Origin of the sequence: Glaesserella sp. (genome assembly GCF_041814905.1) — a bacterium.
Taxonomy (GTDB): domain Bacteria; phylum Pseudomonadota; class Gammaproteobacteria; order Enterobacterales; family Pasteurellaceae; genus Glaesserella.
Window position 1 is genome coordinate 17,509 of sequence record NZ_JBGXYA010000015.1, and the last position, 25,316, is coordinate 42,824.

The 25,316-nt window shown below is 41.6% G+C and carries 21 protein-coding genes; 14 read left to right on the top strand and 7 right to left on the bottom strand.

The genetic code is table 11. From position 1 onward, the window contains the following. Positions 1-2: 2 nt before the first annotated feature. The gene (locus ACEYJ7_RS02225) at positions 3-1,319 is read right to left on the bottom strand and encodes a type II toxin-antitoxin system HipA family toxin (protein WP_373777392.1); all 1,317 of its coding nucleotides are present in this window, start codon (positions 1,317-1,319) and stop codon (positions 3-5) included. After that, positions 1,313-1,552, bottom strand: a complete 240-nt coding sequence (locus ACEYJ7_RS02230; RefSeq protein WP_373777393.1) for a helix-turn-helix domain-containing protein — start codon at positions 1,550-1,552, stop codon at positions 1,313-1,315. Before ACEYJ7_RS02230 ends, ACEYJ7_RS02225 begins: the two co-directional genes overlap by 7 nt. A gap of 292 nt (positions 1,553-1,844) precedes the next feature. Between ACEYJ7_RS02230 and ACEYJ7_RS02235 the strand changes: the two genes are divergently transcribed. The 6 genes from ACEYJ7_RS02235 (at position 1,845) to ACEYJ7_RS02260 (ending at position 8,134) form a co-directional block, all read left to right on the top strand. Next, a complete protein-coding gene (locus ACEYJ7_RS02235; RefSeq protein WP_373777394.1) occupies positions 1,845-2,852 on the top strand; it encodes an iron ABC transporter substrate-binding protein in 1,008 nt (335 codons plus the stop codon). A 16-nt stretch (positions 2,853-2,868) separates the two neighbouring features. Beyond that, entirely contained in the window at positions 2,869-3,858 is a 990-nt protein-coding gene (locus ACEYJ7_RS02240; protein WP_373777395.1) for a FecCD family ABC transporter permease, read from the top strand. Continuing rightward, a complete protein-coding gene (locus ACEYJ7_RS02245; protein ID WP_373777396.1) occupies positions 3,855-4,619 on the top strand; it encodes an ABC transporter ATP-binding protein in 765 nt (254 codons plus the stop codon). The genes ACEYJ7_RS02240 and ACEYJ7_RS02245 overlap by 4 nt, the downstream gene beginning before the upstream one ends. A 1-nt stretch (position 4,620) precedes the next feature. After that, positions 4,621-5,421: a class I SAM-dependent methyltransferase gene (locus tag ACEYJ7_RS02250; protein ID WP_373777397.1), complete on the top strand. Its 801-nt coding sequence runs from the start codon at positions 4,621-4,623 to the stop codon at positions 5,419-5,421. Between the two features lie 265 nt (positions 5,422-5,686). Next, entirely contained in the window at positions 5,687-7,279 is a 1,593-nt protein-coding gene (locus ACEYJ7_RS02255) for a carbon starvation protein A (protein WP_373777398.1), read from the top strand. Between the two features lie 54 nt (positions 7,280-7,333). Beyond that, entirely contained in the window at positions 7,334-8,134 is an 801-nt protein-coding gene (locus ACEYJ7_RS02260; protein WP_373777399.1) for a TatD family hydrolase, read from the top strand. On the opposite strand, the gene ACEYJ7_RS02265 is transcribed toward ACEYJ7_RS02260, so the two are convergent. Continuing rightward, complete coding sequence (locus tag ACEYJ7_RS02265) at positions 8,120-8,797, bottom strand: phosphoribosyltransferase family protein (RefSeq protein WP_373777450.1); 678 nt, start codon at positions 8,795-8,797, stop codon at positions 8,120-8,122. The two genes, ACEYJ7_RS02260 and ACEYJ7_RS02265, sit on opposite strands and share 15 nt — an antisense overlap. A gap of 122 nt (positions 8,798-8,919) precedes the next feature. Here ACEYJ7_RS02265 and ACEYJ7_RS02270 point away from each other — a divergent pair, with 122 nt between their 5' ends. The 6 genes from ACEYJ7_RS02270 to pyrG all read left to right on the top strand — a co-directional run bounded on the left by ACEYJ7_RS02270 (position 8,920) and on the right by pyrG (position 18,616). Continuing rightward, positions 8,920-9,729 (top strand): Cof-type HAD-IIB family hydrolase, encoded by an 810-nt coding sequence (locus tag ACEYJ7_RS02270; protein WP_373777400.1) that lies wholly within the window; start codon positions 8,920-8,922, stop codon positions 9,727-9,729. Between the two features lie 98 nt (positions 9,730-9,827). Further along, positions 9,828-11,291: a surface lipoprotein assembly modifier gene (locus tag ACEYJ7_RS02275; RefSeq protein ID WP_373777401.1), complete on the top strand. Its 1,464-nt coding sequence runs from the start codon at positions 9,828-9,830 to the stop codon at positions 11,289-11,291. A gap of 171 nt (positions 11,292-11,462) precedes the next feature. After that, a complete protein-coding gene (treB, locus tag ACEYJ7_RS02280) occupies positions 11,463-12,890 on the top strand; it encodes a PTS trehalose transporter subunit IIBC (protein WP_373777402.1) in 1,428 nt (475 codons plus the stop codon). Between the two features lie 122 nt (positions 12,891-13,012). Next, complete coding sequence (treC, locus tag ACEYJ7_RS02285; RefSeq protein ID WP_373777403.1) at positions 13,013-14,638, top strand: alpha,alpha-phosphotrehalase; 1,626 nt, start codon at positions 13,013-13,015, stop codon at positions 14,636-14,638. A gap of 159 nt (positions 14,639-14,797) precedes the next feature. Next, a complete protein-coding gene (gene malQ / locus ACEYJ7_RS02290) occupies positions 14,798-16,792 on the top strand; it encodes a 4-alpha-glucanotransferase (protein WP_373777404.1) in 1,995 nt (664 codons plus the stop codon). Positions 16,793-16,987: 195 nt separating this feature from the next. Continuing rightward, positions 16,988-18,616: a glutamine hydrolyzing CTP synthase gene (pyrG, locus tag ACEYJ7_RS02295; protein WP_373777405.1), complete on the top strand. Its 1,629-nt coding sequence runs from the start codon at positions 16,988-16,990 to the stop codon at positions 18,614-18,616. 52 nt (positions 18,617-18,668) lie between these two features. Here the strand turns inward: pyrG and ACEYJ7_RS02300 are convergent, their stop codons facing one another. Beyond that, positions 18,669-19,298, bottom strand: a complete 630-nt coding sequence (locus ACEYJ7_RS02300; RefSeq protein ID WP_373777406.1) for a DUF1269 domain-containing protein — start codon at positions 19,296-19,298, stop codon at positions 18,669-18,671. Between the two features lie 182 nt (positions 19,299-19,480). On the opposite strand from ACEYJ7_RS02300, the gene ACEYJ7_RS02305 reads away from it, so the two are divergent. Together ACEYJ7_RS02305 and ACEYJ7_RS02310 are read left to right on the top strand one after the other, a co-directional pair. Then, positions 19,481-20,065 carry a rhomboid family intramembrane serine protease gene (locus ACEYJ7_RS02305; RefSeq protein WP_373777407.1) on the top strand — a complete coding sequence of 195 codons (585 nt, stop codon included), beginning with the start codon at positions 19,481-19,483 and terminating at the stop codon, positions 20,063-20,065. A gap of 155 nt (positions 20,066-20,220) precedes the next feature. Next, positions 20,221-21,639 carry a glucose/sorbosone family PQQ-dependent dehydrogenase gene (locus tag ACEYJ7_RS02310; protein WP_373777408.1) on the top strand — a complete coding sequence of 473 codons (1,419 nt, stop codon included), beginning with the start codon at positions 20,221-20,223 and terminating at the stop codon, positions 21,637-21,639. A gap of 48 nt (positions 21,640-21,687) precedes the next feature. Here ACEYJ7_RS02310 and ACEYJ7_RS02315 read toward each other — a convergent pair whose 3' ends face one another. The 3 genes from ACEYJ7_RS02315 to ACEYJ7_RS02325 form a co-directional block, all read right to left on the bottom strand. Then, the gene (locus ACEYJ7_RS02315) at positions 21,688-22,383 is read right to left on the bottom strand and encodes a VIT family protein (RefSeq protein WP_373777409.1); all 696 of its coding nucleotides are present in this window, start codon (positions 22,381-22,383) and stop codon (positions 21,688-21,690) included. A gap of 154 nt (positions 22,384-22,537) precedes the next feature. Beyond that, on the bottom strand, positions 22,538-24,565 hold the full coding sequence (locus ACEYJ7_RS02320) for a BCCT family transporter (protein ID WP_373777410.1): 2,028 nt from the start codon (positions 24,563-24,565) through the stop codon (positions 22,538-22,540). A gap of 243 nt (positions 24,566-24,808) precedes the next feature. Beyond that, positions 24,809-25,315 (bottom strand): DUF2301 domain-containing membrane protein, encoded by a 507-nt coding sequence (locus tag ACEYJ7_RS02325; RefSeq protein ID WP_373777411.1) that lies wholly within the window; start codon positions 25,313-25,315, stop codon positions 24,809-24,811. Position 25,316 lies beyond the last annotated feature (1 nt).

Here is a 25,316-nt window from a genome sequence, read left to right on the forward strand (position 1 = left end):
GGTTACTTCATAGAAACTTTTTGCACCTGTTTCATTATGCCCGTGAATATTTGATCCCGTACATTTTCATCTATCTGTTTGGGTAATGTTGTTGCTACGCTATCAATGGTTTCTTGTATTGTATCGCAAATTTGCTCTATCACTTGTTTCATATCACTTGAACTAAATCCGACAAACTTAGCTGTGGCATAGAAATGTTCAGCATAAATTTTATTCCAATGCCATTTTTTCCCTTTTTGTGTACTACGCAAGCTCATTGCCATTTGCAATTCGCTGTGATGCCAACCTTTTCCACCTAACATTGGATAAGCAGAAAGTACGTCATACACAGGGGATAAGTGATAACGCCCTTGTTTCTCAATAGCGAGAGAAAAGTTTTTAGCGTGCCCATCAATGGCAGCCAGTAGCCAAAATAGAAATTGAGTTTGCATAAATTGACGGCGATCGTTGGGATTACTGGAATAGAGCAACTTATTCATCATATCCCCAATACCAATTCCACCATCACTTTCATATTTTTGCGTTGGCGATAAGCCGAATGCCTGACAGAAATCTTCGTAGGGTAAACGTAAAAAATAACTGCCATCTTGGCTAAGACGGCGATCAAAACGTTCAACCGCCAATGCCCGTATATCATTCATTTCCAATAATTCAACGTTTGCCGAAGGGATATTGAAGGCAGAAAATAATCTCAAACAAACAAGTTCGTTATCTACACTTTTTGACAGATCAAGCAGATGTTTAGGGGTACGAATTTCGCCCATAGGCAATTTGAAAATATGCGTTGTCGGGGTCAATCCGTGTGGTAATTTCCATTTGCCGTTATGCCAAAGCAGAGCTGTTTTTTCTTGTGCACCGGCAATAGAAATTCTGAAGTCCTGATTATTATCAATCATACCAAGTGGGGCATTGTATTGATAACTTTGTAGAATTTTCGCCATTTCGCTTTCGTTTAATTCTGTAGCTTGAATTATTCGATGATTAGGAATTTGTTCATCTTCCCCTAAAAGAGTAATTGCACCAGCCGCATCTCGACCAATTTTAGCAAGTAAGTCAAAAGGTTGTTGTGTTTCTGCATTAAATCTTGTCGCAATTCTTGCTCGAATTTGAGGATTATCGGGCAGTAAATTATCAAAGAAATTAATCACTTCTTTGCCTTGATATGTTGCTCTTTGCAAGGGCATAGAAAGGGAAATCGGGCGAGCTAATGGGGAATTTAGCCAACTTTCAGCATAGGTAAAATGGTGGGAACCCGATAAAGTGCGGTCAAAATACCCAACCATTTCGCCATTCATTAATACTCTTAATCGCATTACCATTCATCATTCCCCGTTGTTTTTTCAGGGCGAGGTTGGATATGTAGTTCATAGCCTAAGCCTGAAAGTAACTTGAACAATGTTTCAATAGTGGCTTTATCGGTTTTTTTCTCAAAGGTGGAAATCGTGGCTTGCCGTAAAGCTACTTGATTTGCTATTTGCATTTGAGAAAGCTTTTTTTGCTTACGAATATCGCGTAGGCTATTTCCAAGCATATCTGGTGTCGTGATTAACATATTTCTTCCAAATTTATTTTATACTAAGTGAAGTATAATTTATGAAATATACGCTGTAAAGTATAATCATGATTTTATACTTTATAGCGTATATAAAGAACGTAATATAATACATAGAAATGTAGGCTAGATATTACTAGGATCTCACTAAAATTAAGAAAAATATCGTGATTGGTGAGTAAGAGAATAGAGGCAGTACATTTTCTTTAAAAAATCAAACCGCTTGTTGATTAATTTTTATCGCTATATAATTTTAAATATAATGATTTGAGTTAATTATAGGAGACATTGTATGAAAAAATTCCTTTCCGCATTCGCTTTGTTGGCGTTTGTGACAAGTGGTGTGTATGCCAATGAACAGCCGAACAGTACGCATTTTGGCGATTTGCCTAAAGCTGAAAGCGTGCAAAAAATTATCAGTGCAGGTAATCCAAGTGATGTTGTGTTACTTGCTGTTGCCCCTGAAAAATTAGCTGGGTTTGCCGGCTTTAAAATGCAATCTTCAGCAGGAAAGTTATTTCCTGAGACGTTACAGAAATTAGAAACGCTAGGGAGAGTATCGGGTAAAAATAGTAGTTTATCGCCTGAAAAAATTGTAGCGTTATCCCCTGACTTGATTGTCGATGTGGGTAATGTGTCACCAAACTATCTTGATCAGGCAAAGAAAACTCAAGCTCACACTCAAGTGCCTTATGTTTTATTGGACGGTAAACTTGAACGTACCCCAGAACTGTTACGTGAATTAGGTAAAATCGTGGGACAAGCGAAACAGGCTGAAACCTTAGCAAACTATGCGGAAGAAACCTTAAAACAAGCGGTCGGTTCTGCGAAAAATATTACAAAAACTGCTTATCTTGCACGGGGTGCCGATGGCTTGGAAACGGGCTTTAAAGGTTCAATCCATACAGAAGCGATGGAACTGGTCGGGTTGAAAAATGTGGCAGAAGGGGATCATAAAGGTTTAGCGAAAGTGTCAATGGAACAGCTTTTACAATGGAACCCTGACATCATTTTTACGCAATTTCCTGAGTTTTATCAAATGATTTGGGAAACACCGCAATGGCAAGCACTAGATGCGGTGAAAAATAAGCAAGTCTATTTAATCCCGCATCAGCCTTTCGGTTGGTTAGACTCGCCACCAAGTTTAAATCGCTTGTTAGGTATGAAATGGCTACAACATCATTTATCAGGTGGTGAGCCGAAGGCATTTATTCCTGAGTTAAAAACCTTTTACAAGTTGTTCTATCATATTGATTTAACTGACGCACAGGCTAACGAATTATTACCGCAAGGCAGATAAATTTTCGGTTGAAATAATGTCCAAACGGTCGCTACTGTCATTAAGTTTGCTCTTATTACTGGCTATTTTGCTTTCGCTTAATCTCGGAAAGTATCCGATTTCGCCGACAGCACTGTGGCAAGCGGTCGTTTGTGCTTTCTCTACCGAATGCGAAACAAACCAAGTCCAAACGGTGTTATGGCATATTCGAGTGCCACGCATTATTGTTGCTTGCTTAGTCGGGGCTGCATTAGCTTGTGCAGGGGCAACTTATCAGGGGATGTTTAAAAACCCGTTGGTTTCCCCCGATATTTTAGGCGTATCGGCAGGGGCAGGTTTTGGGGCTTCGCTAGCGATTTTTTGCAATTTGCCAATGTGGTATGTGCAACTGTTTGCATTTATTGGTGGCATTAGTGCGGTATTGTTGGTAACTGTAATTGCCAGTACCCATCGAGAGCGAGATCCTGTTCTTGTGCTTGTCCTATCGGGCATTGCTATCGGTTCATTATTAGGCGCAGGCATTTCGTTATTAAAAATCTTAGCAGACCCTTTCACCCAACTGCCGAGTATCACCTTTTGGTTGCTAGGCAGTTTAACAGCAGTCAATCTTGATGATGTACTGCAACTGACCCCATTGATATTGCTTGGCATATTGCCTATTTTTCTGCTTCGTTGGCGGTTGAATTTGCTTTCCCTTGATGAAGAAGAAGCACAAGCCCTTGGCGTGTCGGTCAAGCGTATTCGTTATCTATTGATCATTTTCACCACACTTTGTACAGCAAGTGCAGTATCAATCACAGGGATCATCGGCTGGGTAGGATTAGTTGTGCCACACATTGCCCGATTGTTAGTGGGAGCAAATTTTACTCGTTTACTGCCCACATCGATTTTATTGGGCGCGAGTTTTCTCGTTATCACCGATACGCTTGCTCGTACCGTTGCTCAAATTGAAATTCCGTTAGGTATTTTGACTTCAATTTGTGGTGCGCCGTTTTTTCTCTATCTGTTATTGAGAAAGTCACGATGAATTGGATACTGGAAACGAAAAACCTAACGATTGGCTATGCTGGTCAGCCTTTGATCTCAGGGATCGATTTTCGTCTAGGAACAAATGACATCTGCTGTGTGTTAGGGGCAAATGGGGCAGGGAAAAGTACCTTTTTACGCACGTTATTGGGTACTCAAGCAAAATTGCACGGGGAAATTTTCTTTGCAAACCAACCGCTTGTTACGTATTCACCGCAACAGTTAGCCCAACAAATTGCCTATGTGCCACAAGCGCATCAAAGTTTATTTCCCTTTACGGTGGAAGAGATGGTCTTAATGGGGCGTTCGGCTTATCTAAAATGGTATCAAAGCCCTAGCCATAAAGATAAACAACTTGCTTTTAACGCATTGGAACAGCTAAATATTGTACATTTAGCTCAACGTTACTATCCACAATTAAGCGGTGGCGAAAAACAGTTAGTGTTGATAGCCAGAGCTATTGCCCAGCAAGCCAAAATGTTGATTATGGACGAACCGACTTCAAGCCTTGATTTCGGTAATCAAATTCGTCTGCTGAACCAAATTAAACAGCTACATCAACAAAATATGGCATTACTGATCACCACACATCATCCACAGCATGCCGATTACCTTGCAGATAGCGTTGTGATTTTAGATAAACAACATCAGCCATCCTTTCAACAAGGGGAAAAAGCCACTATGCTCACCCTTCATCAACTAGCCAAAACTTATCGTATTGATACGGCGAGTTTGGCTCAACATTTACCTTTTAAGGAATAACATGAATTCATTCTACGACATTGATTTTGCCCAACTTTATAAACAACACCTGATTGCGTGCCGTTATCACGATGTTACCGCTGAGAAATGGGATAAAAAAGCGGTTAAGTTTGCTGAAACGTTTGTTGAAAAAGAGAACAGTTATACCCGTCAATTTCTAGATAAAATGAAGATTGAACCAACAGATAGCGTATTGGATATTGGCTCAGGGCCGGGAACGCTTGCCATTCCCCTAGCCCGTTTATGCAAACAAGTTTACGCCTTAGATTTTAGCGAAGGTATGTTGCAATTATTGGCTCGTTATCAACAACAGCTAGGGCTATCTAATATTATCCCCATTCACAAATCGTGGAACGATCCTTGGGATGATGTACCTCAGGCTGATATTGTGATCGCTTCTCGCTCAACGTTAGTGGCGGATCTTGATGAGATGATCGATAAATTATCGGCAAAAGCCAAAAAACGAGTTTATCTTACCGCAATTACTCAGCCCCATTTTTTAGATAGCGGTATTTTTGATGCGATTGAACGTGATGCGTTAGGGTTTCCAACTTATATCTATCTGTTAAACCGCCTTTATCAACGAGGTATTCAAGCGGAGCTTTCCTTCTTACAAGGTGCGGAAGGGGAATTTCAAGGAGAAACATACCAAGATCTGCAAAATGCCGTAGAGTTTTCTCTCGGAGCATTAACGGAATTAGAGCGACAAAAGTTGCAAGCGTTTTATCAGCAAAAACAGCAATCCCGACAAAAAATCAGCCACGGTCAAGCCCGTTGGGCGTTTATTTCGTGGCAGGTGTAAAATATCGACAAATACAAGCGGTGTGATTTTGCAAATTTTTTGCAAGAACGCACCGCTTGTAGCATTTTTTCCTTGTCGTTTTAAGAATAGTGTGTCAGGAAAAAAATAGATGAAATGTTTTTGGCGTAGTATGTGTGATCAAATTGTGATCGTTGTCACATTTCTAATGTTGTATTTAACAATCCCGTTTACTTTATTTACACAAATAACTAGAATGTGTCGCCTTTCGGCATATTATCAATAATTGATTATAGGACTCCCTTATATGTTGTGGTTTTTATTCTGCGTAGCCGTATTAATTCTAGGCTACTTCGTTTACGGTAAAATCATCGAAAAAATCTTCGTGATCAACCCGAAAAAAACAACACCTGCATACTCAATGCAAGACGGTGTTGACTATGTGCCAATGTCGAAAAAACGTATTTGGCTTATTCAGTTATTAAACATTGCAGGAACAGGCCCAATTTTTGGTCCTATCCTTGGTGCGTTATACGGGCCTGTTGCAATGCTTTGGATCGTATTAGGTTGTATCTTCGCCGGTGCGGTACACGACTACTTCTGTGGGATGTTAAGTGTGCGTAACGGCGGTGCATCAATGCCTAACTTGGCGGGTAAATATTTAGGTCGTCCAGTTAAAGCATTTATCAACCTTTTAGCCGTTGTATTACTCCTTCTTGTTGGCGTGGTATTCGTTGCAAGTCCGGCACAATTATTAAGTACCATTACTATTGATGTATTTGGTGCTTCAGCAGGCACACTTTCTTTAGATAATGCTGAAGAAATTGCACAAACTGCCGCAGCAGCTGCAAGCGATATCACAGTATGGGGTATGGACAAACCTACCGTTATTGCAGTTTGGACAACTATCATCTTCTGTTACTACATTCTTGCAACCTTATTACCTATTGACAAAATCATCGGTCGTATCTATCCGTTCTTCGGTGCGTTATTACTCTTTATGTCTATTGGTATGGTATATGGTCTAATGACTAGCCACTTTAGCGTGACTGATCCAGTAGATTTCTTCCGTACGGTAGATGGCATGAGCTTCGAGAAGTTCTTTGAAAACTTCCAAGTGAAAGGTGATGTACCAATTTGGCCTTTATTATTCTTAACCATCTCTTGTGGTGCACTATCAGGCTTCCATGCAACACAAACGCCATTAATGGCCCGTTGTGCTCAAAACGAAAGCGAAGGTCGCTTTATTTTCTACGGTGCGATGATTGCTGAAGGTGTGATTGCATTAATCTGGTGTATGGTTGGCTTAGCATTCTATGAAAATCCACAAGCGTTACAAGATGCAATTGCAGCAGGTTCACCGTCTAAAGTCGTTTATGATTCATCACTCTACTTCTTAGGCTTCGTGGGCGGTATCTTTGCGGTATTAGGCGTGGTAGTATTACCTGTGACTTCGGGCGATACAGCTTTCCGTGCAGCACGTTTAATTATTGCGGAATTCTTCCATATTGAACAAAAAACCTTTGCAAAACGTTTAATGATCTGTATCCCATTATTTGCGATCGGTTTCATTGTTTCAAAAATCGACTTCAGTATCTTATGGCGTTACTTCACTTGGGCAAACCAAACCACAGCAATGGTCATGTTATGGACAGCGGCGGCGTACTTATACCGCTACAATAAATTCCACTGGGTATGTACTATTCCTGCGGCATTTATCAGTACTGTTTCGTTTACCTTCCTTGCCTACAACAAAATCGGCTTCGGCTTAGATTATCAATTATCTGTATGGATTGGTTTAGGCTTAACGGTTGCGTGCTTAGTGGCATTCTTCACCCTGATCAAGCGTGAAGGTCAAGAAGACCCGGATGTTTATGTGGATGACACAGTAAAAGCATAATTTACATTAACGTGATGAGGGGCGAGGTTTTCGCCCCTTAGTTTTAGGAACAAAATGCTCTTTTTCGACACCCACACCCATCTCGACTATCTCGCTCAAGATCTTCAGCTTTCCGTTTCGAAATTGGTTGCCAATGCCAAAGCAGAAAAGGTAGAACGTATTCTTGTCGTCGCGATTTCTGCAAAAAATTTTGCAAATGTGACCGCTTGTAGTCGGGCTGAACCGAAGTACGTGGTATACGGATTAGGGTTGCATCCGCTTTATATTGAGCAACACGGTCGAGCTGATTTGGATTTATTAGAACAACGTTTAAACGAAAGAGATCCTTACTGTACGGCGATTGCTGAGATTGGTTTGGAAAAAGCGGTTGATAGTCTAATTACCCCACAATGTTGGCAAAAACAGTGTGAATTTTTAGAAGCTCAATTATCTTTCGCTAAGCGGTTTAGTTTGCCGGTTAATTTACATTCACGTAAAAGCCATGATGCATTGGCGCCTTTTTTAAAAAAAGCACAATTAACCCGAACCGGTGTTGTGCATGGTTTTGCCGGTAGTTACGATCAAGCGAAGCGTTTTGTCGATCTCGGTTATAAAATCGGTGTGGGCGGAACGATTACTTATCAACGTGCGAATAAAACCCGTGAAGCTATCCGTAAATTGCCACTCGACAGTCTAATCTTAGAAACTGATGCGCCCGATATGCCGGTGTTCGGTTATCAAGGACAACCGAACCGCCCCGAACGTTTGCGAGTAAGCTTCGACGCTTTATGCCAATTAAGAATGGAACGACCTGAACAGATTGCAGAAACGATTTGGCAAACCAGTGAAACGTTATTTTGGTTAGGCTCGAGCTAAAGTCCAAACCTGAATTTCTTCTACTCCGTGTTTCAATAATTCTGTACAAATTACATTCATGGTTGAGCCTGTGGTGACTACATCATCGACAATCGCAATGTGCTTATAGGCTGTATTCGATTGATAAATAAAAGCTCCGCGCAAATTACGGCGACGTTCTTGCGCGGTGAGTTCTCGTTGCGGTTTTGTTGCTTTAGTCCGTTGTAAACTTTTTGTATCCAGTGGGATGGCTAATAGTTCGGAGAGTTTACGAGCAAGTAATTCTGCTTGGTTATAACCTCGCATCCAATGTCGTTGCCAAAATAACGGAACAGGAATAATCACTTCGGGTAAACGGAGAAAATGTTCTCGCTGAGCATTGCGGATCGCTAGTAGTAACAATCGGGATAACATTTGATCAAGATAATCCTGTTGTTGAAATTTAAAGCGGTGAATCCAGTCTGCAAGCGGTGGTTTATAGTCGGAAATTTGCACAATTCGATGCCATTTAGGTTCATTACGTAAACAGTTGCCACAAGTAAGAGAATAGTTTGGTAAGCTAGCACCGCAATGACCGCAATAGGGCGTTTGTCGCAGCTCACGATAACAACGACTACAAATACCGTGGGACGGAATTGAAAGTGTTGCTTGGCAGTGAAAGCAACGAAATCCCCAAATATTCATGATGATTTTCTCTTTTTGATTTTTGTTAAACTCTAGCAATTTTTCGGGCATCATTTCGGAGAATTTTTGTGACGTAAATCGAAAAAAGAGTAAAATCATTCGAAATTAAAATAGGAGATATTATGAGTATTCTGCAGCATCCGATTAAAATTGTTTTCTTTGATATTGACGATACCCTTTTCTATAAAAAAGAGCATAGAATTCCGGATTCTATTATCAATGAGGTGCTTCCGCGTCTACGAGCTAAAGGTATTATTCCTGCGATAGCAACCGGACGTACGTTCGGAGCTTTGCCAAAAGAATTGAAACCGTTGATCGGTGCTAACGGTTTTGAATTATTTGTGACGACAAACGGACAATATAATCTATATAAAGGCGAAATTATCAGTGAATATCTATTAAGCACCGATAGGGTTGAACGTATTGTGACTCGTTTACAATCTTTGAATATAGAATACGCTTTTGTCACGCATGATGAAATTGCGGTTTCTCATAGTTCTGCAGAAGTTGAGAAATCGTTACGTCCGATTAAAGAAGATTATATTGTTGATCCGAATTACTACTTAAATCATAACGTTATTCAAGTCCTTGCTTTCTTTCCTGAATCTCGTACTGCAGAAGTGGTGGCTGCAGGAGTATTGGAAGACGATTTGAAAGAAGTTCGCTGGCATGAATATTCGGTCGATCTACTGAATAAATACAATTCGAAAGCGCGTGGTATTCAAGACGTTTTAACATTTTTTAAAATCGGTATTGAAAATGCAATGGCGTTTGGTGATGGTTTAAACGATTTAGAAATGCTGTCTACTGTCGGATTTGGTGTTGCGATGGGAAATGCCGAGTCAGCATTGAAGGCTGTGGCAGATTATGTCACCTTGCCGATTCAAGAAGACGGGGTCTTAGACGCATTACAAAAATTGAATGTAATTTAACTTGAAGGGTTTTGTAAACAAATATAAACTATTGTCGTCTAAATACATTGGTAAGGCTATCTTTAGGGTAGCCTTAATTTTATAACAACGAGAATACAATGGACTATAAAATATTATTTTCAACTGTTACGATGGGACTTTCAGTTTCAGTTGCCGCAAATCAAGAACAACAGATCATTGCTGAACGTTTAAATGATCAACGCATTCAAACCGAAAATACAGTTACACAAATCCCACCGGTAGCAGCACCTAAAAAAGAGGGTGAGGGTAAAAAAGAAAATGCTCAAACCATTTCAATGACCAAGGAGGAGCTGGTCAACCATCCCGATTTAGTTGTGCGTGCGTTAATTCCTGCCTTACAACAAGGAAACGGAGATAACGTGGAATTGCTTTATCCGATTTATCAAAAAATCCCGACGCAATACCACTTACCAATATTTAATAAATGGTCTGAAGCGATCTTAGCAAAAAGGGCGCGAGATTACACAATGTCTATTCGTTTATATCGAGAGATACTCGCTGAGAATGCCAATATGGCGGAAGTGCGTTTTCAGTTAGCCGTTGTGTTATTTGAAAATAATGAATTAGAAGCCGCGGAAGATCAGTTCAAAAAATTGCGTTCGGAAGTCAAATCACCGCAAGATCAGGCATTCTTAGATCAATTTTTAGAAGCGATTACTCGTAAAGATCGTTGGACATTTAATGCGGGTTTGACCTATCTTAACGATCCAAACATTAACAATGCACCAAAAGCCGGTACGCGCTACGGCAACTGGATGGCGCCAAAACGTGAGTCGGCGGAAGGCTTGGGATTTAACATCAATATTGGTAAAGAGTGGTCTTGGGGAAACGGTTTTTTTAATGAATTACGCCTCAACTCCAACGGTAAATATTATTGGGATAACAAAAAATTTAATGAAATTACCGGTCGAGGCAGTTTAGGTGTTGGGTTCCAAAATGCTAAAACAACATTAGTGTTGCTGCCTTTTATAGAACAAACTTTATATGCGGGTGGTTCCAGACAAAGCGATACTCTTAAACGTTTTTCTAAAGCAGGTGGCGCCGGCTTGGAAAGTAGTTATTGGCTGACGCCCAAGTGGCAATTAAACGGAAATTACGAATATGCGGAGCAGCGTTATACAACACGTAAGCATTTAAACGGTAATTATCATTTTGTTTCTGCCGGGGTGGTTTATTTAGCGAGTGCAAAACAATATTGGTTTATGAATTTAAGCTATAATCGCACGGCAACCCGAGATCGGGATGACAGTTTTTTCCGCCGTGGAGTAAATTTTGGATGGGGACAAGAGTGGAGTAAAGGTCTATCGACCCGTTTTTCGATTAGTTTGGCCCAAAAACGTTATAAAGCGCCGATGCCGATTTTTGGTATTACCCAACGTAATAAAGAATATGGCTTCCAAGCTTCCGTGTGGCACAGAGCTATACATTGGCAAGGAATTACTCCGCGTTTGACTTATCATTTCAACCGTACCCGTAGTAATCATGTTTTCTATAGCTATGATAAACATAGAGTATTTTTAGAACTCAGCAAACAGTTCTGATTTTTCTGACATAAAGGGGGGCGTAATCAAATCAAAGCCCTCTTTTCTTCTCTTGTTTTCTTCTAAACTATTTTGTGATCTGGATCACACTTTGGGAACGTTCCCATTGATACTTTATCATTCAATTCTATAATGCGCTCCAATTCTTCCCTCCATTCCAAGGAAACTCCTATGGCTAAAAAACAAAAAGTGGATCCACAAAATGTGGATAAGTTAATTGAGTACATCGGTGGTCGTGACAATATTGTAACCGTTACTCACTGTATTACTCGTTTACGCTTTGTATTAAATGATGAAAGTAAAATTGACGGTAAAGCGATTGAAGCATTACCAATGGTAAAAGCGAATTTCTCAACCGGTGGTCAATATCAAGTCGTTATTGGTCAGGAAGTCGGTGATTATTACAAAGTGGTATTAGAAAAAACCGGTTTATCCAGTGTAGATAAAGAGCAGGTTAAAGCTGCTGCTCGCCAAAACCAGAAATGGTATGAAAGCTTGATTTCACATATGGCGGATATTTTTATCCCATTATTACCAGCGCTTATCAGTGGGGGTTTAATTTTAGGTTTCCGAAATGTGATCGGTGACATTAAAATGTTTGAAGATGGCACGAAAACCTTAGTTGAAATCAGCGCATTCTGGTCGAGTATGCACAGTTTCTTATGGTTGATCGGTGAAGCGATCTTCTTCTTCCTACCTGTCGGTATTTGTTGGTCTATTGCCCGTAAAATGGGAACTTCGCCAATTTTAGGAATCGTACTTGGTGTTACCTTAGTGTCATCGCAATTAATGAATTCCTATGCACTCGGCTCACAAGTGCCGGAAGTCTGGGACTTCGGTTTCTTCTCAATTGAAAAAGTCGGTTATCAAGCGCAAGTTATCCCGGCGATTATGGCTGGTTTAACGCTTTCGTATATTGAGCGCTTTTTAACTAAAATTGTACCGGATTTCTTAAATTTGATTATCGTGCCGGTAACTTCAATTATTTTAGCAGTATTCCTTGCTCACTCTATCATCGGTCCTATCGGTCGTGAAATCGGTAATGGCGTAGCCTATGTAGTGAAAGCAACAATGACCGGTGAATTTGCACCAATCGGTGCAGCACTCTTTGGCTTCTTGTATGCGCCGTTAGTTGTAACGGGTGTTCACCAAACCTCGCTTGCGATCGATATGCAGATGATTCAAAGTATTGGCGGTACGCCGGTATGGCCTTTAATTGCGCTATCAAATATCGCTCAAGCATCTGCGGTGGTCGCCATCATTATCATGACCAAAAAGGCCACCGTACGTGAAGTTGCCGTTCCTGCTGCACTTTCTGCTTATTTAGGTGTAACAGAACCGGCAATGTATGGTGTGAACTTAAAATACCGTTTCCCGATGCTTTGCGCGATGACTGGTTCTGCGAGTGCTGCGTTAGTGTGTGGATTTGCAGGTGTGTTAGCAAGCAGTATCGGTGTCGGTGGTTTACCGGGTATTCTTTCTATTCAACATCAATTTTGGGGAACCTTCGCCATTGCAATGTTAGTTGCGATTGCCGTACCGATTGTATTGACAATGATCGTCTATAAACGCAAAGAAGCGGCGGGTACCTTAGAATAAATTTCTCTCTGTGCTCCTCTTGTCAAAGAGAGGAGCAACAAGCGGTAAGATAGCGTTAAAATTTTACAAATTTCTTTTCTGCCTTGAAAAAGAGGAAGAATGGGATTTAGAAGGAAAGCAATATGAATAACAATTGGTGGAAAAACGGGGTGATTTATCAGATTTACCCGAAAAGCTTTCAAGATACAACCGGCTCAGGAACCGGCGATATTCAAGGGATTATCAAACGTCTTGACTACTTACAAACTCTTGGCATTGACGGTATTTGGATTACGCCGATGTATGTATCGCCGCAAGTCGATAACGGCTACGATATCGCGGATTACCGTAATATTGACCCAAGTTACGGCACAATGGCGGATTTTGAGCAACTGATTGCCGAAGCGCATAAACGTAATATCCGCATTGTGATGGATATGGTGTTCAACCACAGCTCCACGTTCCATGAGTGGTTCAAACAAGGTGAAGATCCAAATAGCGAATACCACGATTATTACATTTGGCAAGATCAGCCGACTAACTGGCAATCTAAGTTTGGCGGAAATGCTTGGAAATGGTCGGATAAAGCACAAAAATATTATTTGCATCTATTCGCCCCGGAACAGGCGGATTTAAACTGGGAAAATCCTAAACTGCGCGCCGAGTTGTACGATATTTGCCATTTCTGGGCGGAAAAAGGTGTGGATGGTTTACGTTTGGACGTGGTGAATTTGATTTCCAAACCGGAAAAATTTGAAGACGATTTTGAAGGTGACGGACGCCGTTTCTATACTGACGGACCGAAAATCCATCAATATCTGCAAGAGTTAAACCAAAATGCATTGAAACCGTTTGGTTTGATGTCGGTAGGTGAAATGTCTTCCACCAAACTGGAACATTGCCAACGTTACGCCAACTTAGACGGTACGGAATTGTCGATGACCTTTAACTTCCACCATCTCAAAGTGGATTATCCGAACGGCGAAAAATGGACTTACGCCAAACCGGATTATGTCGAACTGAAGTCGATTTTCAACTATTGGCAGAACGGCATGCACAACAAAGCCTGGAATGCATTGTTCTGGTGCAATCACGACCAACCTCGCATAGTGTCCCGTTTCGGTGACGAAGGTGAATTGCGCACCACATCAGCCAAAATGTTAGCCATGTTATTGCACGGAATGCAAGGCACACCGTACATCTATCAAGGTGAAGAAATCGGTATGACTAACCCGAACTTTTCATCGATTGAAGAATATCGCGACGTAGAAAGCTTAAATGCCTATCAAGCGTTAACCGACAAGCGGTTAGATTCGGCCAAAATTTTGCAAATTTTAGCGCAGAAATCCCGCGATAACTCCCGTACGCCGGTACAATGGGATGCCTCTAAAAACGCAGGTTTTACCAGCGGTACACCGTGGATTGATGTGGCTAAAAATTATACCGAAATTAACGTAGAACAAGCGCTGGCAGATAAAAATTCGGTGTTCTATACCTATAAAGCATTAATTGCGTTACGCAAACAGCTTGCAGTATTCACCGACGGAAATTATCAGGACCTCTTGCCGGAACACCCGTCCGTATGGGCTTATAGACGCGCGACAACAACGGAAAAATTGGTGGTTGTTGCTAACCTTAGTAGTGAAGCGCAATTTGTGGAATTACCGTTAGAAGGTGAATTGCTGTTTAACAACTATGACGAAGCCGAGCGAAAAGATAACTGTATCTTGCTAAAACCATATCAAGGTCTCTATTTCTATCAAAAATAGTCGTAACAAGCGGTCGGAATCGCATGATATTTTGCAAATTACAGATAGGCAGCCATGGAGGTTGCCTCTTTTTTCTGTTTGCAGTGAAAAAATCAGAGAATTACATTCAAATTTGGCTTATTATTTGTGCCGACAATAAACGCTTTTAAGGATAGTACTATGCAGCACATTGATTTTGACCCGAATGGCTATTTTTATGACGGCTTTAACCCATGGTTTGAGACGCACACAACCGTCGCTAAAATGCTAGGTGCGCCGAAGCGCCAGCAATATTTGCCGTTTGTGAAGGTCGTTAAACAAAATGAGCCGATCAATATCGCTCTTTTTGAATATAGCCAGCATATTCACCAGTGGCAATTAACCCTTGAAGACGGGCAATATTTCAATGGAGAAGTCGCGGATAATCAGATCCATTTGCCGATGGATCTGCCGCTTGGCTATCATCAACTACAATTCGGGCAAGATCATTGTCGGGTGATTGTTACGCCGGAAACCGCATTCCAACCGGAAGCATTACAACAGCAGAAAAAATTGTGGGGGGCGATTGTTCAGCTCTATACGTTGCGCTCCGAACAAAACTGGGGAGTTGGGGATTTCGGTGATCTACAACAATTTTTAACTTATATTGCACAAAAAGGCGGCGATTTTGTCGGTTTAAATCCGATTCACTCATTATTTCCGGCAAATCCGGAAAGTGCTAGTCCGTATAGTCCGTCTTCCCGTTTGTGGCAGAACATTATCTATATTGATGTGCCTGCGATTGAGGCGTTCCAAGCCAGTAAAGCAGGGCAAAAATGGTTTAAAACTAAAAAAGTCCAACAGCAGTTGGAGCAAATGCGTGACAAAGATTATGTCGACTATTCGCAAGTGATGGCATTGAAATTACAGGGCTTACACTTTGCTTATGAACAATTTAAGCAACAAGATCAACGCGAATTTGAACAATTTATTGCCGAGAGCGGCGAGCCGCTTAAAGTGCAAGGAACTTTCGACGCATTACATCAATGGCTGTCTTCACAGTTTGAAGAACAATGGGGTTGGAATAGTTGGCAAACAGAATACCAAGATTATCGTACTGACAGTGTTGCACAATTTCAAACGGAACAGCATGATTTGATTCGTTTTTATATGTGGACGCAATTTGTTGCGCAACAACAGCTAAAAGCCTGTAATCAGTTGGCCAAAACATTAAAAATGGCGGTTGGGTTTTATCGTGACTTAGCGGTGGGTGTGGCAAATAACGGAGCGGAAACTTGGGCGGATAAAGAACTTTATGTGCTTGGTGCTTCGATTGGTGCCCCTGCCGATATGCTTGCTCCGCAAGGGCAAAATTGGGGGCTGCCTCCAATGCATCCGAATGTATTGCAACAGCGCGGTTATCAACCATTTATAGACTTATTACGCGCAAATATGAAAGATTGCGGAGCGTTACGTATTGATCACGTTCTTGGTTTAACCCGCTTATGGTGGGTATTAAATGATCGCCCTGCGGTGGAAGGCGTGTATATTCGCTATCCGCTTGAAGATTTACTTTCTATCCTCGCTTTAGAAAGCCAACGTAATCAGTGTCTGATTATTGCCGAAGCTTTAGGAACTTTACCGGAAGGTATTTTGGAAACACTGGAAGCAAGAGGGGTGCTAGCTTACAATATTTTCTATTTTGAGTTTGAACACGGTGAAAGTAAGCCACTGGCAAATTATCCGTATAAAGCAATGACAACCTTAAGCACCCATGATTTACCGACAGTGAAGGGGTATTGGCAGGAATACGATTTTGAATTGGGTGAAAAATACAATATTTATCCAAGCGAAGAGACACTTGCTTATTTAAAACAGAGCCGAGCCGATCACAAAAAAGCATTTCGTAAAGCGATTGAAGCGTCCGGACAGGAACTTGAGGCGGACAGTGATGATATCAGCCAAACTTTCAATCACCAATTACAAAGTTATGTGGCAGATACTCACAGTGTCTTATTCGGAACACAGCCGGAAGATTGGTTAAATATGTTAGAACCGGTTAATATTCCGGGAACCAGTGGCGAATATGCCAACTGGCGCAGAAAACTTGCGTTATCTACCAAAGATATTTTTACGGATCCGATGGTAGATAAATTATTGGTAACTATCGACAATAAACGTAAGAAAATAAAATGACGGCAAATTAGCTTGCTAAGCCTATCAAAGCATTAGTTCTCCGTGAATATATCAAAGGTTCCGAGCAAAATAGCTCGGAACTTTTACTGGCAAAACGTCGTGAAATCCTGTAAACTGCCATCCCGTCCTAATGGTATCAACCATTCCAAATTTTCAATTTTAACCCCAATAATCAATCACTCAAAGGCATATACAATGACAACGAATTATATTTTCGTGACGGGCGGCGTTGTTTCTTCTTTAGGAAAAGGGATTGCCGCAGCATCTCTAGCGTCCATTCTTGAAGCGCGTGGTTTAAAAGTGACCATGATGAAGCTTGATCCTTACATTAATGTTGATCCGGGTACAATGAGTCCTACGCAACATGGTGAAGTATTCGTTACTGAAGACGGTGCTGAAACCGATTTAGATTTAGGTCACTATGAGCGTTTTATTCGTACTAAAATGACCAAAGCAAATAATTTTACCAGCGGTAAAATTTATTCGGAAGTATTACGCAAAGAGCGCCGCGGTGATTATTTAGGAGCGACAATCCAAGTTATTCCGCATATTACGAATGAAATCAAAGCACGTGTAATCGACGGAGCCAAAGGTCATGATGTTGCCATTGTCGAAGTAGGTGGTACCGTGGGCGATATTGAGTCACTTCCGTTTTTAGAAGCGCTACGTCAATTAGCGGTCGATGTCGGTCGTGAAAAAACGTTATTTATGCATTTAACGTTGGTGCCGTATATCCCGACTGCCGGTGAAGTGAAAACCAAACCGACGCAACATTCGGTAAAAGAGTTACTCTCGATTGGTATTCAACCGGATGTTTTGATTTGTCGATCGGATCGGATGATTCCGGCAAATGAACGTGCCAAAATCGCTTTATTTTGCAATGTGCCGGAACGGGCGGTTATCTCATTAAAAGATGTTGATTCCATTTATCGTATTCCGGCATTGCTGAAATCACAAGGGTTAGATGACTTTATCTGTGATCGTTTTCGCTTTAACTGCCAAGAAGCAGATTTATCCGAGTGGGAACAGGTGCTTTATCAACAAGCAAACCCGACCGGCGAAGTGACTATCGGCATGGTCGGTAAATATGTAGAATTGCCGGATGCCTATAAATCAGTGAATGAAGCCTTAAAACATGCAGGATTGAAAAATCGTTTAACTGTGAATATCAAGTATATCGATTCTCAAGATGTGGAAACCAAAGGTGTGGAAGTGTTGCAAGGCGTTGATGCCATTCTAGTGCCGGGTGGCTTCGGTTATCGCGGCGTAGAAGGAAAAATTCGAACGGCACAATATGCGCGTGAGAATAAGATTCCTTATTTGGGTATTTGTTTAGGGATGCAAATTGCACTCATTGAATATGCACGCAATGTAGCCGGCATGAAAGGTGCAAATTCAACGGAATTTGATAAAACAACGGCTTATCCGGTTGTCGGTTTGATTACTGAATGGCAAGGTTCTGACGGTAAGGTCGAAATCCGTTCCGATGATTCCGATTTAGGCGGTACGATGCGTTTAGGTTCGCAGGCTTGCCATTTAATCGACGGCACATTAGCACGCGATGTGTATGGTGAAGAAACGATTTATGAACGCCATCGTCACCGTTATGAAGTAAACAATACGTTATTGCCTCAAATTGAAGCGGCAGGTTTGAAAGTAAGCGGATTATCGGCGGATCGTAAATTAGTTGAAATTATCGAAGTGCCGAATCACCCTTGGTTTATCGCAGCGCAGTTCCATCCGGAATTTACCTCTACGCCACGCGACGGTCATCGCTTATTTGAAGGTTTTGTTAAAGCCGCAAAAGCTCACCAAGAAAAATAATTTCAGCGATAAACAAAAGCCTTACACAGAATGTAAGGCTTTTTCATATCGATTAATCAAAAACATGTTTTATTTTTTCCGCAAGCTCATCAAATTTTTTCTTGATATTGGCTTTAAATTCCTCAATTTTCGCGTCGTCTTCTTTCGCACGTTTTGCCGCGAGTTTCTCTTCAGCTTGTATGGCTAATGCGACTTGTATTTCAATGGCATTTTCCAATTCCTGTTTCACCAATGCCGCATTCCAACGTAAGACTTGGGTATGATATTGATCGAATAAACGGTTCAAAATCATTTCGTTTGTTTCTTGTACTAAGGCTAAAATCGCAACATCGCCGTCTAGTAATTTTTTAGCTACGGTTTCGATGATCATCGCTTCCCGTAGCGATTCCGGAGATTCATTGGCATGGCCGACAATAGCTCCGAAAGAGCCTCCGATTAACATACCCAACGGTCCGCCAATCATGCCGATTAAACCGCCAATTAAACCGCCGGTAAGCATACCGCTGTCACCGTCTTCAATTGGGTCGAATATTTCGATCACATTGATCGCACCGTTTTCTTTTTTTACCAAAGCTGCCTGAGCAATGAGAGTATCTTCACTTTGTCGGAATTCTTTAAATTCCGAAAAGGCTTGATAAGCTTCACTTTGTACATCAAATAGGCTGACTAATACATTTTGCATACAACGTTCCTTCTGTTTCGAGAAATGGATGTATTTGCCGTTCGGATCTCCGAACCTCTTTATTATAGACAGCGTTCTTTGGCTGCAGTTAGCATATTTTTGTAGAAAATTGACACAAAATTGTAAATCTATGTGCTATGCTTTTATCGAATAATCACGAAAATCAAGCGGCAAGAGGAAATATGTTTGAACTTCAATCGCTTAAAGAAAAACCGTTCACGGTATTGATTACCTTGGTTTGTCTTATTGTTTATGGACTTGAATATATCGGTTTTCAACAATCTGTTTTTGAACTGTTTCATTACCCGGCTTATGTTGGGCAAAATTGGCAATTATGGCGTTATTTCAGCCATTCGCTTGTTCATTTATCGGAAATGCACATTTTGTTTAATTTACTTTGGTGGTGGCAATTTGCGGCAATTGTCGAACGTTATATCGGTTCGACAAAGTTAATTGCGATTTATATGCTTTCTGCCGTGTTAACCGGTTTTGCGCAAAATGCGATGTCAGGACCTGCTTTTTTTGGCTTGTCCGGCGTGGTGTATGCGGTGTTGGCATACGTGTTTGCAGCCAACCGTTTTACTCATCCAAACCCGCTGAATCTCCCCGACAGCTTTCTGTATTCATTGTTGATTGCAATCGGAATCGGCTTTGTCAGCCCGATTTTGTTTGACATTCACATGGGAAATACCGCACACATTACCGGTTTGCTTTTAGGATTGGTATGGGGATTTATTGATGCCAAACATTATGCGCGTTTGAGATAACAACAAGCGGTCGGTTTCGGGCAAAAATTTGCAAATTTTTCCGTCAAACCGACCGCTTGTTATCTATGAATGTTCATCTTAGAAAAATATACATTTCAGCCGGTGAGGCTTTTCGCTACAATTCGTCTTATGACGATTATCAAAAGGAAATTTTTATGAAAAAAAATATGTTAGCTGTTGCGGTGGGATTATTCAGTCTGTCGGTGTATGCTCAGATTGAGAACCCGAATGTCGTGACGGACGAGAGCGGGCTTAAAGCCAGTGTATTGGTGGATAAATTAGATAATCCGTGGGATATGGTTTGGGGAGCAGACGGTAATATTTGGATTACGGAACGCCAAGGGAAACATATTTCTACTGTAAATCCGAATACGGGCGAACATAAAATTTTATATACTTTTGCTCACGCCTTTGCCGCACCGCCGCATCAAGGCGTTTTAGGAATGGCGTTGCATCCGAATTTTTTAAAAGGCAAAAATGAAGATTATGTCTATGCTTATTATACCTACTCGGTTCAGGGTGAAAAATCGGAGTTCGGGCGTATTGTCCGTTTAACGTATGATGCGCAAACTCAAACTTTAAAAGAGGAAATCACCGTGTTAGACAAGTTACCGGCAGGTGATGATCATAATGCGGGGCGTTTGATTTTCGGTAAAGACGGTAAGCTCTATTTCAGTTTGGGTGATAACGGTTTTAATCAGTTTGCCAATAGCTGTAAAGCGATTTTGTCACAAGATATTCCTAATGTGGAAGCCATTACCAAAGGCGATTATAGTGATTATCGCGGTAAGGTACTTCGTGTGAATGTTGACGGTTCGATTCCGGAAGACAATCCGCGTATTAACGGTGTGAAAAGCCATGTTTATGCCTATGGTTTCCGAAATCCGCAAGGCTTAGTATTTGTTGATAATAAGCTGTTTAATATTGATCAAGGCCCGGGAACCGATGATGAAGTCAACTTGGTAGTTGCCGGTGGAAATTACGGCTGGCCGTATATTGCCGGTTTCCAAGATAATCAAGCTTATAGCTACGTGAATTATTCGCAGGTGGAAAATTGTGAATCGGCACCGATGTATGACGGCACAACCGTACCGAAAGGAATAAATGCGCCGAGACAGAAAGAGACTGATGTGGATTTGCATAACTTCCAAGAACCGCTGAAAACCTTCTTTACGGTGCCGAACAGTTATAATTTTAACGATCCGAAATGTAATGGTGACTATATTTGTTGGCCGACCGTTGCGACTACGAGTATCGCGTATTATCCGAAAGACGGTGCAATTAAGGGCTTCCAAAATTCATTATTGGTAACGGGGGTGAAAACCGGGACGCTTTATCGCTTGCCGTTAAATGCAGAGGCAACTCAAGTACAGGGCGAAGCGATTACACATTTCCGTACAGATAACCGATATCGAATGGTTCTAGTCAGTCCGGATAGCCGCAAAATCTATGTGGCAACAGACAGCGCCGGCTATATTATGGGCAAGGATAGTGTGCCGACCCAAAATATGGCAAACAAAGGTGCGATTTTGGTGTTTGAAGCAAAGCAGGATGAACAAATTAACGCGAAATAAAATAAAACCCGTCAGATTGTTGACGGGTTTTTTTATTTTTAGTGTGTGTTAGACGCTCACACCGACCAATTTACCGATAAGACCGGTTATCCCCATGGCAAGAGTTCCCCAAATGACAATACGGCCAATTGCCGGCATAATCGGTGCGCCACCAAGTTTGGCTGAAATATAGCCTAACGTCGCTAACCCGAGTAACGTTGAAATCACCAAACCGTAGAGCAATACGTTCATTGGTAAAAGTATCGTCACAATCAATGGAATCACTGCTCCGACTGCAAATGCGGCGGCAGAAGAAAGTGCGGCTTGCAACGGATTTGCGAAGGATGCTTCACTGATGCCGATCTCATCGCGCATATGAGCGTCTAAGGCATTGTGTTCGGTTAACTGTTTGGCAACATCCGTTGCTAATTCACGGGTTAAACCGCGCTGTTGGTAGATTTGAATTAATTCTTCCAATTCACCGTTAGGATTTCTTTCTAATTCCCTTTTTTCCATTTCAACATCGGCTTTTTCTGTATCTGCTTGGCTGGAGACAGAAACATATTCCCCCGCCGCCATAGAAATTCCGCCGGCAACCAAGGCGGAAACACCGGTGAGTAGTAAAGTTTGAAATTCCGGCTGAGCGGCAACCATACCGGTCATTAAACTTGCCGTCGAAATTAATCCGTCGTTAGCGCCTAATACTCCGGCGCGTAGCCAGTTGCTGCGGTGGCTGAGGTGGTGTTCTGTATGAGAAAAATGCATAGAGGTTCCGAATCATTAAAATATACTGGCAAATATTATAACAAGCGGTCTGTTTAAAAGATATTTTTGCAAATCACATTTATGTGTCGTTATCGAAAATAATTGAATTATTTGCAAAAAATCAGATGAAACAGACCGCTTGTCATCGGAACCGCTATTCCGCTAATTCAACGTGTTCGTGCGCCATGAGCTCTTGCCCTAAATCATCCAATAAGCTGAGATAGCGTTCATACTGTTTGAGAATATCGGCAATCAACTCATCCTTTGACATATATTGCACATCATAACCAGAACGCCCGTCAAAAAAGTAGGTGATAGGTTCATAGGTGGTGGAATGCTGAATGTGCGGTAGATTTTCATCGTTGATCAGTTGTTCGGGAATTTGCCTGCCAACGGATTTTATCCCATACATAAAATCACGCATCGACTCTTTTTTGATCACGATTTCAACCGCAGGTTCTTCCTCGCTCAGTTTGGTAACGACGTCGGCATTCAGACTATAAACATCGGTCAGCTCTTTACAGAGTTCGCGCATTGCCGGCAAGGCGGTTTTCTTCAAAAACCTCAAAATATCTTTTTCTTGAGTCTGGTTTAACATTTGCTCTAAGCGGCTTTTCCAGTTGTCTCCCGACCAAAAAATACTGGTGGGCGTTACTTTGGTAGCAAAGTATTTTTTATCGACACTCAGCCCTTTCCACAAGCTGAAACACATTACCAACATCAACATCGCAAAGGGGAGTGCGACAATTAACGTCATCGTTTGTAAGGTTGCAAGCCCACCGGAATTTAATAAAACGATAGCAACCACGGACATTAACGTTCCCCACATAATGGCTTGCCAACGTGGAGCCGCTAAACTTTTATCCCGAGAGGCAATATTATTCAACACATAAATGCCGGAATCGGCGGAAGTGATGAAAAACAGCGCGATCACAGCCAGAGTGACAACACTGGTGAGCGTAGGTAACGGCAGATATTCTAAAAATTTGAATAATAATTTTTCCGGCACGGAAACCATTTCGTGCAATACGCCGTTAGCCAAATTGGCATCTACCCAAATGGCGCTGTTGCCAAAAACGGTAAACCACACGATACAAAACAGACTTGGCACCGCCAACACACCGAAAATAAATTCACGTACGGTACGCCCGCGGGAAATCCGTGCAATAAATAAGCCGACAAACGGCGCCCAAGAACACCACCAAGCCCAATAGAGAATTGTCCAACCGGTAAACCAGCCGGTATGTTGAGTTTCATAGGCATAGGTTTTAAAACTCAATCCAATCACATTACTTAAATAAGTGCCTAAATTATCACTGAATGACGAGAGTAAGTAGAGCGTCGGACCGCAAATCAGTACAAACAGCATTAATAGAAACGCAAGGCTGAGATTAATTTCGCTCAGGAGTTTCACTCCTCTGCCAACGCCGGATATTGCCGAAAATACCGCCATGCCCATGACGATGATGATAATCACGATTTGCAGACCTAAATCGTTTTGTTCCGTCCATCCAAGCTGTTCTAAACCGGCTCCGAGTTGTGTCGCACCGAAGCCCAAAGTGGTAGTAATCCCGAACAGCGTGGCGGCGAGAGCCATCACATCAATTAAGTCACCGGCTTTGCCGTTAATACGCTCTTTTAACAATGGATAAAAACAAGATCGCAACGCTAAAGGGAGCTTATAGCGGAAGGCGAAGTAGGCTAATGCAAGAGCGATTACCGCATAAACCGACCATGCGTGAATTCCCCAATGGAAAAAGGTATACAATAATGCTTCTTGCTGTTTGTGTTCCATGTCGCCGGTGGTGATTGACGAAAAATAGTGGGTCAGCGGTTCGGCAACCCCGAAAAACATTAATCCTACGCCCATTCCGGCGGCAAATAGCATGGCAAGCCAAGAAAGGAATGAAAATTCGGGTTCTTCATCATTTGTTCCGAGTTTAATACTGCCTAAATTACTGAACAGAAGTACCAGTAAAAAACCGAGAAAAACCGAAAAAGCTAAAATGTAAAACCAACTGAAATTGGTAAATACACCGGATTTGGCGGAATCTAGCCAGGTTTGCGTGGTTTCGGGCAGAAGAAGTGTTGAAAGAACAAGCAGTACAACGAAGATAAGTGTCGTGCTAATCACGAAGGGGTTAAATGATGAATGGCTTTGAATCAATTTTTTTAAAGACAAAACAATAATACTCCTATTTACAGATGTTTATGATACGTAATGAAAGCAGGTATCTAAAAGCCTTCTCCGTTTGCAGGTGAAGGCTGGGGGATTACAAGCGGTCACTTTTAATCAATTTTTTGCAAATCCGAATCCATTGATTAAAGACCTTTGAACAACTATAAAAATAATTCGTACGGCGTTATTATATCACAAAGTTATTATTTGGTAAAAAATGATTCTTTTTCATTATATAAGAAGGGGTTACACCTGATATTTCGTTTTATCACCGATATCGAAGTGGAGCGGCATTCGCCATTTTTGTATCGCCAGAAAAAGCAGCAACAGGCTGCAAATTCCGCTTAATAAATAGACGAAAATCGACCATTCCAATAAAACGGACAACCAAAGCATGGCGAATAAAACCGGTTGGAAATTTAAGCCAAAAATTCTGAAACAAAAATATTCCTTATAGCACAATCCGCCGAGGGTAAAAAACACGGCACCAAGCGCCAACATCGGCAAGCCGAAAATTTGGCATAATAACCCGATCCACAACGCAAATTGGAATAACAGGCGAAATTGTTTCATATAGATATGCAGTGACGAAGCAAGCATTGCTCCTGCCGTCAATAAGCCGATTTGTGCAATTTGCGCTGAAAACGGAATCAGTGCAACCATCGGAACCGCCAACACAAAACCGCTACGGTAAATGATGACGGTGAGATAATCCCAAAAGTCCATCGGTGATTTGATATGCGGATCAGCCATT

What these genes read in the sequence shown, in the direction of transcription:
- ACEYJ7_RS02225 (WP_373777392.1), bottom strand. Translation starts at nt 1,319, where the DNA reads ATGGTAATGCGATTAAGAGTATTAATGAATGGCGAAATGGTTGGGTAT.
- ACEYJ7_RS02230 (WP_373777393.1), bottom strand. Translation starts at nt 1,552, where the DNA reads ATGTTAATCACGACACCAGATATGCTTGGAAATAGCCTACGCGATATT.
- ACEYJ7_RS02235 (WP_373777394.1), top strand. Translation starts at nt 1,845, where the DNA reads ATGAAAAAATTCCTTTCCGCATTCGCTTTGTTGGCGTTTGTGACAAGT.
- ACEYJ7_RS02240 (WP_373777395.1), top strand. Translation starts at nt 2,869, where the DNA reads ATGTCCAAACGGTCGCTACTGTCATTAAGTTTGCTCTTATTACTGGCT.
- ACEYJ7_RS02245 (WP_373777396.1), top strand. Translation starts at nt 3,855, where the DNA reads ATGAATTGGATACTGGAAACGAAAAACCTAACGATTGGCTATGCTGGT.
- ACEYJ7_RS02250 (WP_373777397.1), top strand. Translation starts at nt 4,621, where the DNA reads ATGAATTCATTCTACGACATTGATTTTGCCCAACTTTATAAACAACAC.
- ACEYJ7_RS02255 (WP_373777398.1), top strand. Translation starts at nt 5,687, where the DNA reads ATGTTGTGGTTTTTATTCTGCGTAGCCGTATTAATTCTAGGCTACTTC.
- ACEYJ7_RS02260 (WP_373777399.1), top strand. Translation starts at nt 7,334, where the DNA reads ATGCTCTTTTTCGACACCCACACCCATCTCGACTATCTCGCTCAAGAT.
- ACEYJ7_RS02265 (WP_373777450.1), bottom strand. Translation starts at nt 8,797, where the DNA reads ATGAATATTTGGGGATTTCGTTGCTTTCACTGCCAAGCAACACTTTCA.
- ACEYJ7_RS02270 (WP_373777400.1), top strand. Translation starts at nt 8,920, where the DNA reads ATGAGTATTCTGCAGCATCCGATTAAAATTGTTTTCTTTGATATTGAC.
- ACEYJ7_RS02275 (WP_373777401.1), top strand. Translation starts at nt 9,828, where the DNA reads ATGGACTATAAAATATTATTTTCAACTGTTACGATGGGACTTTCAGTT.
- treB (WP_373777402.1), top strand. Translation starts at nt 11,463, where the DNA reads ATGGCTAAAAAACAAAAAGTGGATCCACAAAATGTGGATAAGTTAATT.
- treC (WP_373777403.1), top strand. Translation starts at nt 13,013, where the DNA reads ATGAATAACAATTGGTGGAAAAACGGGGTGATTTATCAGATTTACCCG.
- malQ (WP_373777404.1), top strand. Translation starts at nt 14,798, where the DNA reads ATGCAGCACATTGATTTTGACCCGAATGGCTATTTTTATGACGGCTTT.
- pyrG (WP_373777405.1), top strand. Translation starts at nt 16,988, where the DNA reads ATGACAACGAATTATATTTTCGTGACGGGCGGCGTTGTTTCTTCTTTA.
- ACEYJ7_RS02300 (WP_373777406.1), bottom strand. Translation starts at nt 19,298, where the DNA reads ATGCAAAATGTATTAGTCAGCCTATTTGATGTACAAAGTGAAGCTTAT.
- ACEYJ7_RS02305 (WP_373777407.1), top strand. Translation starts at nt 19,481, where the DNA reads ATGTTTGAACTTCAATCGCTTAAAGAAAAACCGTTCACGGTATTGATT.
- ACEYJ7_RS02310 (WP_373777408.1), top strand. Translation starts at nt 20,221, where the DNA reads ATGAAAAAAAATATGTTAGCTGTTGCGGTGGGATTATTCAGTCTGTCG.
- ACEYJ7_RS02315 (WP_373777409.1), bottom strand. Translation starts at nt 22,383, where the DNA reads ATGCATTTTTCTCATACAGAACACCACCTCAGCCACCGCAGCAACTGG.
- ACEYJ7_RS02325 (WP_373777411.1), bottom strand. Translation starts at nt 25,315, where the DNA reads ATGGCTGATCCGCATATCAAATCACCGATGGACTTTTGGGATTATCTC.